Origin of the sequence: Marinobacterium sedimentorum, assembly GCF_024267675.1 — a bacterium.
Classification (GTDB): domain Bacteria; phylum Pseudomonadota; class Gammaproteobacteria; order Pseudomonadales; family Balneatricaceae; genus Marinobacterium_A; species Marinobacterium_A sedimentorum.
Genome location: NZ_JALDYX010000003.1, coordinates 136,491 through 152,878, shown reverse-complemented (window position 1 = coordinate 152,878; position 16,388 = coordinate 136,491). Strand labels below are relative to the sequence as shown.

Annotated in this window: 15 protein-coding genes; 7 read left to right on the top strand and 8 right to left on the bottom strand. The window is 58.8% G+C overall.

Annotation, left to right across the window (positions count from 1 at the left end):
- Positions 1-138: 138 nt before the first annotated feature.
- From MRS74_RS04945 to gloB, 6 genes are all read right to left on the bottom strand, one after another.
- Positions 139-1,734, bottom strand: a complete 1,596-nt coding sequence (locus MRS74_RS04945; protein ID WP_254579173.1) for an ABC transporter ATP-binding protein — start codon at positions 1,732-1,734, stop codon at positions 139-141.
- Positions 1,735-1,819: 85 nt separating this feature from the next.
- Entirely contained in the window at positions 1,820-2,851 is a 1,032-nt protein-coding gene (locus tag MRS74_RS04940) for an ABC transporter permease (protein WP_254579266.1), read from the bottom strand.
- Entirely contained in the window at positions 2,851-3,939 is a 1,089-nt protein-coding gene (locus MRS74_RS04935) for a microcin C ABC transporter permease YejB (RefSeq protein WP_254579172.1), read from the bottom strand. The genes MRS74_RS04940 and MRS74_RS04935 overlap by 1 nt, the downstream gene beginning before the upstream one ends.
- Positions 3,939-5,768, bottom strand: a complete 1,830-nt coding sequence (locus MRS74_RS04930) for an extracellular solute-binding protein (protein ID WP_254579171.1) — start codon at positions 5,766-5,768, stop codon at positions 3,939-3,941. The genes MRS74_RS04935 and MRS74_RS04930 overlap by 1 nt, the downstream gene beginning before the upstream one ends.
- A gap of 323 nt (positions 5,769-6,091) precedes the next feature.
- Positions 6,092-7,702, bottom strand: coding sequence for a lytic transglycosylase (locus MRS74_RS04925; protein ID WP_254579170.1), 1,611 nt, complete (start codon positions 7,700-7,702; stop codon positions 6,092-6,094).
- 68 nt (positions 7,703-7,770) lie between these two features.
- Positions 7,771-8,556, bottom strand: coding sequence for a hydroxyacylglutathione hydrolase (gene gloB, locus MRS74_RS04920; RefSeq protein WP_254579169.1), 786 nt, complete (start codon positions 8,554-8,556; stop codon positions 7,771-7,773).
- 138 nt (positions 8,557-8,694) lie between these two features.
- Between gloB and MRS74_RS04915 the strand changes: the two genes are divergently transcribed.
- From MRS74_RS04915 to dnaQ, 3 genes are read left to right on the top strand one after another with little or no spacing between them, the layout of a single operon-like run.
- A complete protein-coding gene (locus MRS74_RS04915) occupies positions 8,695-9,456 on the top strand; it encodes a class I SAM-dependent methyltransferase (protein WP_254579168.1) in 762 nt (253 codons plus the stop codon).
- On the top strand, positions 9,434-9,880 hold the full coding sequence (gene rnhA / locus MRS74_RS04910) for a ribonuclease HI (protein WP_067294882.1): 447 nt from the start codon (positions 9,434-9,436) through the stop codon (positions 9,878-9,880). Before MRS74_RS04915 ends, rnhA begins: the two co-directional genes overlap by 23 nt.
- Before the next feature lie 9 nt (positions 9,881-9,889).
- Entirely contained in the window at positions 9,890-10,609 is a 720-nt protein-coding gene (dnaQ, locus tag MRS74_RS04905; RefSeq protein WP_254579167.1) for a DNA polymerase III subunit epsilon, read from the top strand.
- A 309-nt stretch (positions 10,610-10,918) separates the two neighbouring features.
- Here dnaQ and nhaB read toward each other — a convergent pair whose 3' ends face one another.
- Positions 10,919-12,421, bottom strand: a complete 1,503-nt coding sequence (nhaB, locus tag MRS74_RS04900; RefSeq protein WP_254579166.1) for a sodium/proton antiporter NhaB — start codon at positions 12,419-12,421, stop codon at positions 10,919-10,921.
- A 311-nt stretch (positions 12,422-12,732) separates the two neighbouring features.
- Between nhaB and nudC the strand changes: the two genes are divergently transcribed.
- Positions 12,733-13,518 (top strand): NAD(+) diphosphatase, encoded by a 786-nt coding sequence (nudC, locus tag MRS74_RS04895; protein ID WP_254579165.1) that lies wholly within the window; start codon positions 12,733-12,735, stop codon positions 13,516-13,518.
- A 27-nt stretch (positions 13,519-13,545) separates the two neighbouring features.
- Here nudC and MRS74_RS04890 read toward each other — a convergent pair whose 3' ends face one another.
- Positions 13,546-13,881, bottom strand: a complete 336-nt coding sequence (locus tag MRS74_RS04890; protein ID WP_254579164.1) for an SCP2 sterol-binding domain-containing protein — start codon at positions 13,879-13,881, stop codon at positions 13,546-13,548.
- Positions 13,882-13,984: 103 nt separating this feature from the next.
- On the opposite strand from MRS74_RS04890, the gene sohB reads away from it, so the two are divergent.
- The 3 genes from sohB to MRS74_RS04875 all read left to right on the top strand — a co-directional run bounded on the left by sohB (position 13,985) and on the right by MRS74_RS04875 (position 16,325).
- A complete protein-coding gene (gene sohB, locus MRS74_RS04885; RefSeq protein ID WP_254579163.1) occupies positions 13,985-15,055 on the top strand; it encodes a protease SohB in 1,071 nt (356 codons plus the stop codon).
- Positions 15,056-15,186: 131 nt separating this feature from the next.
- Positions 15,187-15,843, top strand: coding sequence for a TetR/AcrR family transcriptional regulator (locus MRS74_RS04880; RefSeq protein WP_254579162.1), 657 nt, complete (start codon positions 15,187-15,189; stop codon positions 15,841-15,843).
- Positions 15,840-16,325: a L,D-transpeptidase gene (locus tag MRS74_RS04875; RefSeq protein ID WP_254579161.1), complete on the top strand. Its 486-nt coding sequence runs from the start codon at positions 15,840-15,842 to the stop codon at positions 16,323-16,325. Before MRS74_RS04880 ends, MRS74_RS04875 begins: the two co-directional genes overlap by 4 nt.
- Positions 16,326-16,388: the final 63 nt, after the last annotated feature.

The window sequence follows — 16,388 nt, the reverse complement described above, 5'->3', positions numbered from 1 at the left end:
GCGCCTGGGCTACAGGCGCTTTTTTCTCAAATAGCCTGACTGCAAATACCAAAAAGCCACCGGGGTTCTGTCCCGGTGGCTTTTTGGTTGCAGGGCTACTTAAAAAGAGCAGTAGGGCTTTGGCCGCAAGCCGCCGACTCAGCGAAAGGCGGCCTTGAGCAGCTGGCGGGTGTATTCGTGGGAGGGCTGCTCGAAGATGCGTGCGGCAGGGCCCTGCTCGACCACCTTGCCCTGTTTCATTACCAGCAGCTGGTGGCTGAGGGCGCGCACCACGGCCAGGTCATGGCTGATAAAGATGTAGCTCAGCCGATGACGTCGCTGCAGTTCGCGCAGCAGCTCCACAATCTGTTTCTGCACCGTGCGATCGAGTGCCGAGGTTGGCTCATCCAGAATGATCAGCCTGGGCTTGAGTACCAGAGCGCGGGCGATGGCGACGCGCTGGCGCTGGCCGCCGGAGAACTCGTGGGGGTAGCGCTGCCGGCTTGCCGGATCCAGCCCGACCTCCTGCAGCGCATTGATAATCAGCTGCTCGCGGGCGGCGGGGCTATCGCCAATACCATGCACCTCGAGGCCTTCATTGATGATATCGCTGATCGGCATGCGCGGACTCAGGCTGCCATAGGGGTCCTGAAAGACGACCTGCAGCTGGCGGCGCAGCGGCTTTATCTGCTTTTGCGCCAGCCCCTGGATGCTCTTGCCCTCGAACAGAATGTCGCCCTCGCTGCGGATCAGCCGCAGTATGGCCAGACCCAGGGTGGTTTTGCCGCTGCCGGACTCGCCGACGACCCCCAGAGTCTGGCCGCGGGATAACTGCAGCGATACGCCATCCACGGCCTTGATATACTCTGTAACGCGCTGCAGCAGTCCTTTTTTTACAGGGAACCATATCCGCAGGTTATCGGTGCTGATGATGTCCTGCGCCTCTGCGGGCGGCTCTGTCGGTGTGCCAGAGGGCTCGGCATCAAGCAGCCGGCGCGTGTAGGCATGTTCGGGGGCTGCGAATAGCGCCTGGGTGCTGGCCTGCTCGACAATTTCACCCTGGTACATGACACAGACGCGGTGCGCATGGCGCCGCACTATGTTGAGGTCGTGGGTGATCAGCAGGATCGCCATGCCGAGTTGCTGCTGCAGGCGGGCGAGCAGTTCCAGGATCTGTTCCTGAATAGTGACATCAAGCGCCGTGGTGGGCTCGTCGGCGATCAGCAGCTCTGGCTCATTGGCCAGTGCCATGGCGATCATGACGCGCTGGCGCTGGCCGCCGGACAGTTCGTGGGGATAGCTGCCAAGGCGCGATGCCGGGTCCGGCAGGCCCACCAGAGTCAGCAGTTCCAGGATGCGTCGCCGTGCCTGTATGCCGCTCAGGCCCTTGTGCAGCAGCAGGGTTTCGCCAATCTGTTTTTCCAGCGTGTGCAGCGGGTTGAGCGAGGTCATGGGTTCCTGAAAGATGACTCCGATACGGTCGCCGCGAATCTGTCGCAGCCGCGGCTCTTCGGCCTGCAGCAGGTCTTCACCCTGGTAGCGAATGCTGCCACTTGGATGACTGGCCAGTGGGTAGGGTAGCAGGCGCAGCATGGACAGAGCCGTGACGGATTTGCCGGAACCCGATTCTCCGACCAGGGCCAGGGTCTGGCCGCGGGGAATGGTAAAGCTGATGTCACGCACGGCATCAATGGCCTGGCCATCCTGCTCGAAGCGGACCGAAAGATGACTGACCTCGACCAGCGTCTCGTTCATGGCAGCGTTCTCCCCAAAGTGAGCAGGCGGCTGGCGCAGCGACGTGCGAATGAGAGAGCGGGGGCAGCTAAAGCTTCGGGCAGCATCACAGCTTGAGTTTCCTTGCATCGAAGGCGTCGCGTACCGCTTCACCGATAAAAATCAGCAGCGTCAGCATGATGGCCAGGGCAAAGAATGCCGTAATGCCAAGCCAGGGGGCATGCAGGTTGGACTTGCCCTGAGCGACCAGCTCGCCGAGGGAGGCAGAGCCCGGCGGCAGGCCAAAGCCGAGAAAGTCCAGCGCGGTGAGGGTGACGAGCGAGCCGTTGAAGATAAAGGGCATAAAGGTCAGGGTGGCAACCATGGCGTTGGGCAGAATATGGCGGAACATGATCAGGCGGTTGCCAAGGCCCAGTGCCCTGGCGGCCCGAACATATTCCAGATTGCGGCCGCGCAGAAACTCGGCCCGCACCACATCCACCAGGTTCATCCAGGAAAACAGCAGCATGATGCCCAGCAGCCACCAGAAGTTGGGCTGTACCAGGCTGGACAGGATAATCAGCAGGAAGAGCACAGGCAGGCCGGACCAGATCTCGATAAAGCGCTGAAACAGCAGATCCACCTTGCCGCCGTAATAGCCCTGGATAGCGCCGGCGACAACGCCAACCACCGAGCTTGCCAGCGTCAGCACCAGGGCAAAGAGCACCGAGACGCGAAAGCCGTAGATAACCCGCGCCAGGACGTCGCGGCCCTGATCATCGGTGCCGAGCCAGTTGTCGGTACTGGGGGGCGAGGGCGCCGGTACCGACAGGTCGTAGTTGATGGTATCGAAGCTGTAGCGAACCGCCGGCCAGAGTATCCAGCCCTGGCCCTGATTGTGAATCAGATCCTGGATGTAGGGGTCCTTGAAATCGGCGAGGGTTTCAAACTCGCCGCCAAAGCGGGTTTCGCTGTAATCCTGGGCTACGGGCCAGTACAGATCGCCCTGGTACTGCACCACGAGGGGTCTGTCGTTGGCGATCAGTTCGGCAAACAGGCTGGCAAAAAAAAGCAGCCCGAAGAGCCAGAGAGACCAGTAGCCGCGCTTGTTGGCGCGAAAGTTGTCGAGCCTGCGGCGGTTGATCGGATTGAGTCGCATCATCCCTCCCGGCTCTCGAAATCGATCCGCGGATCAACCATCACATAGGTGATGTCGCTGATCAGTTTCAGCACCAGACCGATCAGGGTGAAGATATAGAGGGTGCCGAAAATCACCGGGTAGTCACGGTTGATCACCGCTTCGTAACCCAGCAGGCCCAGGCCGTCGAGGGAGAAGATGACTTCGATCAGCATGGAGCCGGTGAAGAATATGCCGATCAGGGCGGCGGGCATGCCGGCAATGATGAGCAGCATGGCGTTGCGAAAGACATGACCATAAAGCACCTGGTTTTCATTCAGCCCCTTGGCCCGTGCGGTGAGTACATACTGCTTGCCGATTTCATCCAGAAAGGAGTTCTTGGTCAGCATGGTCAGGGTGGCAAAGCTGCTGATCACCGATGCCAGTACTGGCAGGGCAATATGCCAGAAGTAGTCGCCGATCTTGCCGAGCAGTGAGAGCTCCTCGAAGTTCGATGACGTCAGCCCGCGCAGCGGAAACCAGTTGAAATAGGTGCCGCCGGCGAAGACCACGATCAGCAGGATGGCGAACAGGAAGTTGGGTATGGCATAGCCTACGATGATAGCGCTGCTGCTCCAGACATCGAAGGGTGTGCCGTCCCGTACCGCCTTCTTGATGCCCAGCGGTACTGAGATCAGGTAGGTCAGCAGGGTAGTCCAGAGTCCGAGTGAAATGGATACCGGCATTTTTTCCAAGATCAGGGTCGTGACCGGCTTGTCACTGTAGAAACTGCGGCCAAAATCGAACACCAGATAGTTCTGCAGCATCTGCCAGAAGCGCTCATGCACCGGCTTGTCGAAGCCGTAGAGCTTTTCTATCTGGGCCACCAGGGCCGGGTCCATGCCCTGGGCACCACGGTAGCTGCTGTCGCCGTTGCTGTTCTGAATGATATCGCTCTGTACGGCGCTGCCAATGCGACCGGTGGCTTCGACATTGAGCCCCTCAAGCTGCGCCAGGGTTTGCTCTACCGGCCCACCAGGAGCGGCCTGGATAATGAAAAAGTTGATGGTCAGAATGCCCAGCAAGGTTGGAATGATCAGCAGCAGGCGTCGCAGTATATAGGCTGCCATCAGTGTGCGGACGCCGCAGTATCAGTTTGCAATGCCCACCAGGTGTCGGTGCCCAGGCTGTAGGTGGGGCGTACTTTGGGCATGCCAAAACGGTCCCAGTAGGCGATTCGATAGGTGGCGATATGGAACTGGGGAATGACGTAGTGATTCCACTGCAGTACCCGGTCCAGAGCGCGGGCGGCGGTGACCAGGCTCGCGCGATCCGGCGCTGCGATCAGGGTATCCACCAGGCTGTCGACGGCGGGGTTTTTGATGCCTGCCAGGTTGCGGGTGCCGGGCATGTCGGCCAGCTCCGAATGCCAGAAATCGCGCTGTTCGTTGCCGGGCGAGCTGGATTGCGGGAAGGAGCCAACCACCATGTCGAAGTCGAAGCTGCGCAACCGGTTGATGTACTGCGACACATCGATAATGCGGATATCCACCCCCACGCCCATGCGCTCGAGGTTGCGAATCATCGGTGCTATGACGCGTTCAAATTCTTTCTGGACCAGCAGGATCTCGAAACGAAACGGCTCGCCGGTATCACTGTTCACCAGTTTGTTGTCCTTGAACTCCCAGCCGGCGCTTTGCAACAGGCGCATGCCCTGACGCAGTTCGCCGCGGATATTGCCGCTGCCATCGGTGGTGTGGGCGCGGTAGACCTTGGTGAAGACTTCAGCTGGTACCTGGTCGCGCAGTGGCTCCAGCAGTGCCAGTTCCTCTGGTCCTGGCAGCTCGGCTGCGGCCATTTCGGAGTTTGAGAAGAAGCTGTGCGTACGGGTATAGGCGTTGTAGAAGATATTGCGGTTGGTCCACTCGAAATCAAAGGCATAGCCGAGGGCTTCACGCACCCGAGGGTCGGCGAACTTGTCGCGCCGGGTATTGAAGATAAAGGCCTGCATGCCGGTGGGGTTGCCGTTGTGCAGTTCCTGTTTCAGGATGCGGCCATCGTCGAATGCAGGGCCGGTGTAGGCGGTAGCCCACTCCTTGGAGGAGGTTTCAAGGCGAAAGTCATATTCGCCGGCCTTGAAGGCCTCCAGTGCGACTGTGGCATCGCGGTAGTAGTCAAAGCGCATCTGGCGAAAGTTGTTGTGGCCGCGCCGCACCGGCAGTTCCGCGCCCCAGTAGTCATCGCGCAGGCTGTAGGTGATCGAGCGGCCCGCATCGAAGCTGTCAATGCGGTAGGGGCCTGAGCCCACGGGAATATCCAGCGAGGGGCTGTCGAAGGCGTGGTCCTGCCAGTAGTGTTTGGGCAGAATGCTGGCCTGGCCCACGATCAGCGGCAGCTCGCGGTTGTTTTCGCCCTTGAAGTAGAAGGTTACGGTCCGCGGATCGGGCGCTTCAATGCGGTCGATGCCGGCGTAGTAGGCGCCATAAAAGGGACTGCCCTTGGTGCGCAGTATATCAAAGGTGAAAATGACATCCTCGGCGGTCACCGGCTCGCCGTCACTGAAACGGGCGCCTTCGCGCAGCTTGAAGGTTACCCAGCGACGATCCTCGGGCATGATGACTGATTCGGCCAGCAGGCCATACTGGGAAAAGGGTTCATCCGCGGCCTGATCCATCAGGCTGTCGTACATCAGGTTGGTGCCGGCGGCCACGTTGCCCTTGATGATAAAGCTGTTGAAGCTGTCAAAGGTGCCCATATCCCACTGTTTCAGGGTGCCGCCCTTGGGGGCATCCGGGTTGACGTAGTCATAGTGGCTGAAATCGGCCGGATACTTGAGGTCCCCGTGCATGGCGATGCCGTGGCTGGGGTGGCTGTCCGCGAGCAGCGCGCCGCTGGCCAACAGGCAGATATTGATAATTACCGCGCCGAGCAGTCGCAAGGGCAAATGTGTGCTGGTCATAGTGCTCCGTCACCTCTGCAAGAATATGACTTGTTATATCAGTCACTTGTCGCTTATGGAACCGTGGATGGGCCTAGAGTAGCGCTATATGACAGGGGAATTGCAGATTTATTCCATCGGTCTGTGAAACAGGCGCGATAAAGCGCTCGCGCGGCGAAATTTATCCCGCTCAGCTGCTGATTGGAGACTCTGGCAGCTAAGGATACCTGGGGGCTGAATGGCAAAACGCCCCGACGCTGCTGCTTTTTATTATCAAAAAAGCGGCAGCGCCGGGGCGCGCTGGAGGCTGAGGGCGGTTCTTTTCAGGGGGAGGGTGCGCCAGATCAGCTGTCGGTTACATTGACGAACAGGGTCAGTTTCTGACCCGGGTGCAGGTAACTGCGCTGATCCAGCTTGTTCCAGTGTGTCAGGTCAGTGACGCTAACGCTGAAGCGGCTGGCGATATTCGACAGGGAATCGCCGCTGCGCACGCTGTAGCCCACCTTGCGCAGGGTTTCCCGCCCATTGCTGGCCAGGATGTTGCCGCTGTTACTGTTGTCACGCCAGATAACCAGCTCCATGCCCGTCTTTAGCGGGCTGCGCGGTGTCATCTGGTTCCAGCCCGCCAGGTCGCTGACGGAGACCTTGTGGCTGCGGGCAATCTTCCAGAAACTGTCGCCGGCCCGTACCTTGTAACTGAGCTTTTCCCGTGCGGCCCCGGCAGAGTCGCTCGGATCCTTGCTGGCGGCAAGGCTGGCGCTGGCATTGGCTGGGCCTGGTATCAACAGGGTTTTGCCCGCGGTAATGCGGTTGTTCTTCAGTTTGTTGGCGTTGCGGATTGCAGAGGTGCTGATGTTAAAGTGTGCGGCGATGGCCGACAGGGAGTCGCCGCGCTGGATGCGGTAGCGGTTCCAGCGTAGCCGCTGATCCGCCGGCAGGCCGGCCAGCTTGTCGCGAAAATCCTCGGCGCTGTCGATCGGTATCAGCAGGCGATGCGGGCCTTCGGGATCGGTTGCCCAGCGGTTGAAGCCTGGGTTCAACAGGGTTATTTCTTCGCTGCTGGTGTTCGCGAGCTTGGCTGCCTGGGCCAGGTCAATCTGGCCCTCTGTTTCGATAATGGCAAAGTAGGGCTCGATGGCCAGTGGCCGCAGGCTGACGCCGTAGGAGGCCGGGTTGTCCACCAGGCTGGCGATGGCCAGCAGTTTGGGTACATAGGCTTCGGTTTCACTGGGCAGGTCGAGGGACCAGAAATCCGTCGGCAGGCCTTTCTTGATGTTCTTGCGGATGGCCTTGGAAACGGTGCCGCCGCCGGCATTATAGGCCGCAAGGGCCAGCAGCCAGTCACCATCAAAGCGCTTGTTGAGCTGTTCAAGGTAGGTAAGGGCGGCGTCGGTGGAAGCGACTATGTCGCGTCGGCCGTCATACCACCAGGTCTTGCGCAGGCCAAAATGCTTGGCGGTGCCGGGAATGAACTGCCAGGGTCCGGCGGCGCGGCCCGATGAGTAGGCAAAGGGATCGTAGGCGCTTTCAACCACTGGCAGCAGGGCGAGTTCGGCGGGCAGGCCGCGTTCGATGATTTGCTGCAGGATATAGTGGTAGTAGCGCTCGGCGCGGTCGGTTACCCGGTTCAGGTAATCCTGGTGTTTGCTGTAGTAGGTTATCTGCGACGCGACGCGGGGGTTATCGGTTTCGAGGTTGATCTGGAAGTGATTGCGGCTCAGTTGCCACAGGTCCTCAGGGGGAGCAGTCGTATTAGCGCGGACTTTGTTGCGGCCTATGCTGTCACGACTGCCGGTCGCTCGGTTGTCCCAGGGGCTGGCGTGGGAGCCGGCCTTGCTGTTGGACAACCCGAGTGCATCAGCGCTGCTGTCGGGGTTCTGCGTCAGGGCGCTACTACAGCCGGACAGCAGAAGTCCTGCAGCTGTGATGGAGATCCAGTTGCGTGTAAAGGTCATGGGCCAAAATCTATTTATTAAAAAGTCGGAGCATTTTATGGGTGCATACCGAGCTGGTCAACCTTTGATCAATATTGGTTTTTCCACTGGCGGATGGCCGCCATGATATCGGCCGGTGCATCAAGCGCGGAACCCGTATGCTGGCTGGCACTGGCCCTGATTGAATCGGTGTGGGTGCGCATAAAGGGATTGATCTTCTTTTCGGTGCCAATATGGCTTGGCAGGGTGGGGTCGCCGTTGGCGCGCAGTGCCTTGCACTCTTTGATGGCGGCCTGAATGTGAACGTTGCCGGGCTCAACGGCGGCGGCGAAGGCCAGGTTGGCGAGGGAGTACTCGTGGGTGCAGTACACCTCGGTGGTATCGGGCAGGCAGGCGAAATAATCCATGGCCTGCTGCAGCTGGTGGGCGCTGCCTTCGAACAGGCGTCCGCAACCGGCCAGAAACAGGGTGTCGCCACAGAACAGCTGCGGCGTTTCGTCGTCTGTGCGAGGTGCGCAGTAGTAACTGATATGGTCCAGAGTGTGGGCCGGTATTTCCCGTATATGTAGCGTCTGGCCAAAGAGCTCGAAGCTGTCTGAATCCTGCAACGGCTGATCGATGCCGCCGAATGGGCTCGGGCGCGGGCCATAAACAGGCACCTTAAAGGCTTTCAGTAGTTCGGCGACACCGCCGGTATGATCCTGGTGGTGGTGTGTAATGAGTATCGCCGCCAGTACCAGGCTGTTCTGTTCGAGGTATTTCAGCACAGGCGCAGCATCGCCGGGATCCACCACTGCAACGCGGTTGCTATGGGCGTCGGCCAGCAGCCAGATGTAGTTGTCATTAAAGGCCGGGATCGGTGTGACCTGAAACATGGTAATCCTCTCGGGTTGGTGTCTTCACGGCGACGCGTCTGAGGCGATACAGGTTACCTCAATCGGTGGGGACTGTTAACATACCGTCATTGTCAGCTACACCGGTTTCATTTGATGAGATTTCGTCAGCAGCCCCCATTGCATAAACTGATTCCGGCACTGCGCAGCTGGTTTCAGACGGAGCTTGGACAGGAGTTGCTCGCGGCCGAGCGGGCGCAGATAGAGCGGCTTTTGCCCACACTCTTTGGTTATCACCTGCTGCAGCTGGGCATCGACAGCCAGATCTGTCTGTATGACAGCAGTCCTGTGTCACACAAGTTCATCGTCGCACCGGCACTTGAACTGGGTCTGGGGCAGAACAGCGTGATTGCGGCCAACGAGGAGTTGCCGCTGGAGCGCAACAGCCTGGATGTGGTTGTGCTGCATCACGCGCTGGATTTCGCCCAGAGCCCGCATCAGGTGCTGCGCGAAGCCGCGCGTGTGCTGCGTCCGGGCGGGCATATTCTGGTGCTGGGGTTTAATCCGCTTAGTCTCTGGGGGCTCTATAGCCGCCTGTGCCGCAAGCGCACCGAAGTGCCCTGGTGCGGGCACTTTATCAGCCACTGGCGTCTGAGTGACTGGCTGAGTCTGGTGGAGCTGGTGGAAGTAAAGTTGATAACCGATTTTTTCCTGCCGCCCATGGTGGCGGGCAAATGGCGCCAGCGCTTCTCTGCGCTGGAACGTTATGCCAAGCCCGGTCGCAGCTATCACGGCGCTTTTTCGCTGATGGTGGCGCGCAAGGATGTGGTTGGCATGACCCCCATACAGCCGGAGTGGCGCCGCCGAAAACTGATCAGTCTGCCGATACCTGAGCCGTCTGCGCGAGGAAAGCATTGCCGTGAAAACCGAGAATTCCGTTAAGATTTACACCGATGGTGCCTGCAAGGGCAATCCGGGCCCGGGGGGATGGGGTGCCCTGTTGCGTTATGGCGATGTGGAAAAGCAGTTGTTCGGCGGTGAGAAAAATACCACCAATAACCGTATGGAGCTGATGGCGGCGATCGAGGCACTGGCGGCGCTTACCAAGCCCTGTGTTGTGGATCTGACCACCGACTCCCAGTATGTGCGCAAGGGTATTACCGAGTGGATGCGCAACTGGAAACGTAATGGCTGGAAGACCGCTGCCCGCCAGCCGGTGAAGAATGCCGACCTGTGGCAGCGTCTGGATACCGAGGTGGCGCGTCATGAAGTCAAGTGGCACTGGGTAAAGGGGCACAGCGGTCACCCGGAAAACGAACTGGCTGATGAGCTGGCCAATAAGGGCGTTGAGCAAATCAAGGGTTAGGGTCTGTTAATGCGGCAAATCGTACTGGATACCGAAACCACCGGTCTTGAGCCGGCGGAAGGTCATAATATAATCGAGATCGGCTGTGTCGAGCTGGTTGATCGCAAGCTTACCGGGCGCACTTATCACGTCTATATCAAGCCCGATCGCGCCATCGATCAGGAAGCCATCGAGATTCACGGCATCACCAACGACTTTCTGGCCGACAAGCCCAAGTTCTCCGAGGTGGTGGCTGAATTTCTGGAGTTTATCCGTGGGGCTGAGCTGATTATTCACAATGCCGCCTTCGATATTGGTTTTATCAATGCCGAGCTCGAGCGTATTCGCCATCCCGAGCGCGTCGGTGATATCTGTGGCGTAATCGATTCCCTGTTGCTGGCGCGCCAGAAGCACCCGGGGCAGAAGAACAATCTGGATGCGCTGTGCAAGCGTTACGGCATCGATAACTCGCACCGTGAGCTGCACGGCGCTCTGCTCGACTCCGAAATTCTGGCCGATGTCTACCTGGGCCTGACCGGTGGCCAGCTCAAGCTGGATACCGGCGATGACGGCTCCGATGGCGGTGGCGCGGAGCGGGATATACGGCGGGTTGAAGAAGGACGCTACCGTTTGCAGGTGCTGCGTGCCAGCGATGAAGAACTGGAAGCACACCGGGCCTTTGTCGCCTTGCTGAGCAAGAAAGTCGGTGAGCCCTGCCTGTGGGAGTCGCAGGAGCCGTCTGAACCCTAGCAGCCTGTCGGACTTAACACTGATCTACTGCGGGAAAGCCGACTTTGGTCATTTTTCGTTCTCTTTTTTGTTAAATAGAACCACTATTCGCCTCAAAAGAGCTCAAAAACTGCCTCAAAACGGACTTTCCCTCGCTACGACCGGCCAAGCCCGACAGGCTGCTAGGGTCAGGAGTCTGTGACGGCAGCGGGGGCCGGTTATTGCCATGCACCGTAGCAAGCCCATAACAAAACACCTCTGCAACGGCCCGTTGCGGAGGTGTTTTTTTGTGCCCTGCGAAGAGCCGCCGTAGGTTACACAGCTCTGTGCCTAGAGTGTGAAGCTTACCGCGGCAAAGCCGACCGCGCTCATCACGATGGTGTAGGGCAGGGCCATGAGTACCATGCGTCCGTAGGACAGGCGAATCAGCGGTGCCAGCGCCGAGGTCAGCAGGAACAGGAAGGCCGCCTGGCCGTTGGGGGTGGCAACACTTGGGATGTTGGTGCCGGTGTTGATGGCCACGGCGAGCTTGTTGAAATGCTCGCGGGTGATATCTCCGTTGTTCAGCGCCTCCAGGACTTCATTGATATAGACGGTCGCGACAAAAACATTGTCGCTGATGGCCGATAAGAGGCCATTGGCGGCAAAGAACACTGCAGGCTGTATGTTGGGGCTCATTTCCAGTACGGCGTGAATGATCGGCTGGAACAGGTGCTGTTCGTGGATCACCGAAACGATGGAGAAAAACACCACCAGCAGGGCAGTGAAGGGCAGTGCCTCTTCAAATGCCTTGCCGATCTGGTGTTCTTCGACAATGCCGTTAAAGGCCGTGAGCAGAATGATGACGCAGAGCCCGATCAGGCCCACTTCGGCCAGGTGAAATGCCAGCGCCAGCACCAGAAAAATCGATACCACGACCTGAACACCCAGCATGGCGACATCGCGCCTGGTGCGTTTGCGGTCTTCTTCGCGGTCGAACTCTTCCAGAATCTGGCGGACGTTCAGCGGAATCTGTTCGCCATAACCGAACAGCTTGCCTTTCTCCAGCAGAATGCAGGTCAGCAGGCCTGCAAAGAGTACCGGCATGGTGATGGGCGCCATAATGACGAAAAATTCGACGAAATCCCAGCCGGCTTTCTGGGCGATCAGCAGATTCTGAGGCTCACCCACCAGGGTGCAGACTCCGCCTAACGCCGTGCCGACAGCTCCGTGCATCAGCAGGCTGCGCAGGAAGGCACGGAACTGTTCCAGTTCGCTGCGGTGCGTATCGCCGACGTGTTCGTCATCGGAGTGGTCGTGGTCAAGCTGGCTCGACTTGCCCGAGGCTATCTTGTGGTAGACCGCATAGAAGCCTACGCCCACGCTGATAAGTACTGCTGTGACTGTCAGGGCATCGAGAAATGCTGACAGCATGGCTGAAGCCAGGGAAAACAGCAGCGACAGCATGACCTTGGAATGCACCTTGAGCAGTATCTTGGTGAACAGCCACAGCAGCATGCTTTTCATGAAGTAGATACCTGCCACCATGAACATCAGCAGCAGTATGACTTCGAGATTGGACTCAACCTCGTGGGCGACCGACTCGGGGCTGGCCAGGCCAATGATGATGGCCTCGATGGCCAGAAGTCCGCCGGGCTGCAAAGGGTAGCATTTAAGCGCCAGCGCCAGCGTGAAGATAAATTCAAAAATCAGCAGCCAGCCGGTAACCACCGGACCTGCGACCTGAAATAAAATGGGGTTCAGGATAAGGAAGCCAATAATAGCCTGCTTGTACCAGACGGGTGAGTTGCCCAGGAAATTGCGTATTAACGCCTGGGGTAGGGTGTTCGTCATGGCTGTTCTTCCTATGCCAGCAGAGTCTGTTATGTTTACTGTGCCACGACTAAAGCTACGCTCAGTTATGGCAGCGTAACCTTGAATCATGACTCTTTATGACAAAGCGGGGGCTAGCCTAGCAGCGACAACAAAAAATAAGAATAGCCACAGGCTATAAAAAGGCAGTGCCAGCTGCGGCTCATCGGCTCTGCAGCGGGCTTTATGGTCACCAGTTCAGGGCATGTTGGCGCTAACCTATAAGTCATTATCATGTTTGTTTATTGTTAAGATAAGGTAAGTTTTATGTGTATCGCAGGCGAGGCGAAGGGATGAAACAGGATAATTGCCAGCCGGTGCTGCTGGCAGCTGGCGGGCGTTTGCTGGAAAGCAGGAACGGTGGGCTGGTGGCCATGTCGGCCGAACTGGCCGCATTGCAATCAGAGGTTATAGAGGCAGAGTACCCGCTGGGGCCCGTGGCGGCGGATGGTCGGCTGCTGGTGCTGCACGCCGACAGTGAACCCGCGCTGCGACAGCCTGCCGTGGCGCTGCGCGATGCGCTGGCCCAGGCCCGCAACGAGAGCGAATATGGCTGGCTGTCGCGGGCAGCCCAGTTGGCCACCTGGCATGAACAGCATCGTTTTTGCGGTCGTTGTGGTGCTGCGCTCAGGCATCACGTTCAGGATCTGGCCAAGACCTGCGAGCCCTGTGGTCTGAGTCAGTACCCGCGCATCTCGCCCTGCATTATCGTTTTGGTCGTGCGCGGGGATGAGTGTCTGCTGGCTCGCGCACCCCATTACGCCGCCGGGCGCTTCAGTACCCTGGCGGGCTTTATCGAGGCTGGCGAAACTGCGGAGGCCGCCGTGGCGCGCGAAATCCAGGAGGAGGTCGGTATCGAGGTCGAAAAGGTGCGCTACTTCAAGAGTCAGTCCTGGCCCTTTCCTCACGCGTTGATGCTGGGTTTCTTTGCCGACTACAAGGCCGGGGAGCTGATGCCCGATGGCGTGGAGATTCTTGAGGCGCACTGGTTCAGGCGCGATAACCTGCCGGACCTGCCACCGTCCTTTTCCATCTCCCGCCAGCTGATCGAAAGTTACCGTCGCGGTGACCTGGGCTGATCTGCGAGGCTGTCTGAGGCGTGCGTATCAGCGCTGGCGCTGGCGGGAAAAAAGTTTGCCCAGGCGTGTGGCCAGCATGATGTTGCCTTCGGCACGCAGCTGGCCTTTCAAAAAGGCGCTCATACCATCCTGCTCCCCGGTCACAACGCGAATAAAGGCCTCGCTGCCGACATAGAGGGTGATATCCGGATCGGCGTTACGCTGACGCACTACCTGGCATTGCTGCTCATGTATGGCGATATAAAAGGCATTTTCGTCATCGATAATGAACTGGAAGGTGCAGCTCAGATCCTTTGCCTGGTCGGGGCAAAAACGGGAGGGGAGTTTATCGATTACCTGGTCGACGCTGATCTGTTCGCTCATGGGATTCCACTGTGTTCTGGGCACTAAACCGTCTGGTCGTGACGACAGCGTTTTATGGTACATTACCCGGCTTACATTGATCTAAGATTTTCTGGAGAAGCGCGTGCTCTCGTTCCTGTCTGATTACGGCCTCTTTCTGGCCAAAACGATGACCCTGGTGGTCGCTGTGCTGGTGTTTGTGCTTGGGCTTACCCTTATTGCCGGGCGTAATCGTAAAGGAGGGTCGGACGGGGAGATCAGCGTCACAAGCCTCAATGACCAGCTTGAGGATATGCAAAGCGCCATCGAACAATCGGTGATGGACAAAGACAGCTACAAGCAGCAGATGAAGGACGAGGCCAAGCGGGAAAAGGCCGAGGCCAAGGCGCGCAAAAAAGCGTTGAAAAAGGGTGAAGCGGTCGAGGCGTCGGCCGGGCGCCGCCTGTTCGTGCTCGATTTCGATGGCGATATCAAGGCCAGCGACGTTGAGCCGCTGCGTGAAGAGATTACCGCGATACTCACCGTGGCCGGCCCAGAGGATGAAGTTGTGCTCAGGCTGGAGAGCGCCGGTGGCCTGGTGCATGAATACGGCCTTGCCGCCTCGCAGCTCGAGCGCATTCGGGCACAGAAAATCCCCCTCACCATCTGTGTTGACCGCGTTGCCGCCAGCGGCGGTTACATGATGGCCTGTCTGGCCGACAAACTGATGGCCGCGCCTTTTGCGGTGCTGGGGTCCATCGGCGTGGTGGCGCAAATGCCCAACTTCCACAAGCTGCTGAAAAAGCACGATATCGACATGGAGATTCTTACCGCCGGTGAATTCAAGCGCACTCTGACTATGTTCGGCGAGAACACCGACAAGGGGCGGGAGAAGTTCGTTGAAGAGCTGGAGGACACCCATGAGCTGTTCAAGGAATTCGTGACCGGCTACAGGCCCCAGCTCGATATTCACAAGGTAGCCACCGGCGAAATCTGGTTTGGCAAGCGCGCCCTGGAGCAGCACCTGATCGATGAAATCTGCACCAGTGACGATTACCTGATGCAGGCCGCGCGCGACGCCGATGTGTTCTGTGTACGCTATGAAGAAAAGAAGAGCCTGCAGGAACGTATCAGCGATTTCGCCATACATACCGGTGACAGCCTGATGCTGCGCTGGTGGGACCGGCTGTATAAAAGCCGCTTGCTGTCGCGCTGAAACGGACTCCATGTAAAGCGCACCTAGCAGTCTGTCGGGCTTTTCCGCAGTAGATCAGAGTTAAGTCCGACAGGCTGCAGACTGTACGGTGCCACTCGGGACGAGTGGCATGTTCAACGGGAGAGAAACGGATGCCACAATCCGACACCATGGACAAGATACTGCAGGCGGCGGCGTCGCTGTTCGCCGAGCAGGGCTTCAACGACACCACGCTGCGCCAGATTACCGCACGCGCCGATGTCAACCTTGCCGCAGTCAACTATCACTTTGGTTCCAAGGAACGGCTGATAATGGCGCTGGCAGATGCCTGTATCGAGCCGCTGGTGCAGCAGCTTGAGTGCGTGCTGGCGGAGCGCCTGGCGCTGGCGCCGCAGCGTCTGACGCTGGATGAGCTGATGGACATGCTGATGCGTGCACTGTTGCAGGCGCAAAGGCGCAGCACCGACGAGTTGAGCGTATTCATGCGCTTGCTGGATCTGGCCTACATGGGCCGCCAGCAGGTGTTGCGCGAGCATCTGGTGGCGCACTACGGTGCGCGTCTGCAGCCGTTTTTGCAGCATCTGAGGCAGGATTCGGCGCCCATGGAGGATGATGAATTCTTCTGGCGGCTGCACTTCCTGCTGGGCTCGGTCGTTTTTACCCTGGCAAACTTCCAGACCCTGGTGGCGATCGAAAAGCAGACCCTTGATCTGGATGCCGAAATCGAGCGCACTCTGCACCGGCTGGTGCCGGTATTGGCCGGTGGCTTTCAGGCGCGGGCCGAAAACACCCAGTTCTGCTGGCTATGAGTGACTGCTGGCTGCGTGTGTCAATCAGCCGGCAGCAGCTTGAGCTGCTCGAGGCTGAGCGGGTGCTGCAGTGCTATCCCATATCCACGGCACGCAATGGCCCCGGCGAACAGGAGGGCAGTGGCTGTACGCCCCGTGGCCGGCACTGCATTCGCGCCAGGATAGGCGCGGGGCAACCGCTAAATGCGGTCTTTCGCGGGCGTCGATTTACCGGTGAAATCTACTCCCAGGCACTGGCCCGCAAGCATCCGCAGCGGGACTGGATACTGACGCGCATCCTCTGGTTAAGTGGCTGCGAGCCCGGATTCAATCGACTGGGGACAGTCGACAGCATGCGCCGATACATCTATATCCACGGCACGCCGGACACCGAACCCATGGGTGTGGCCCTGTCCCACGGCTGCATCCGCATGCGTAATGCCGATCTGCTGGATCTGTTTGAGCGCGTCACCACAGGCACGGCGGTCGTCATTGATCTTTGAGATCCTGTGCGTGGGGGTTTGTGGCATTTAAATCATGTGAATGTGCGAGTTTGTAAAAAGTTG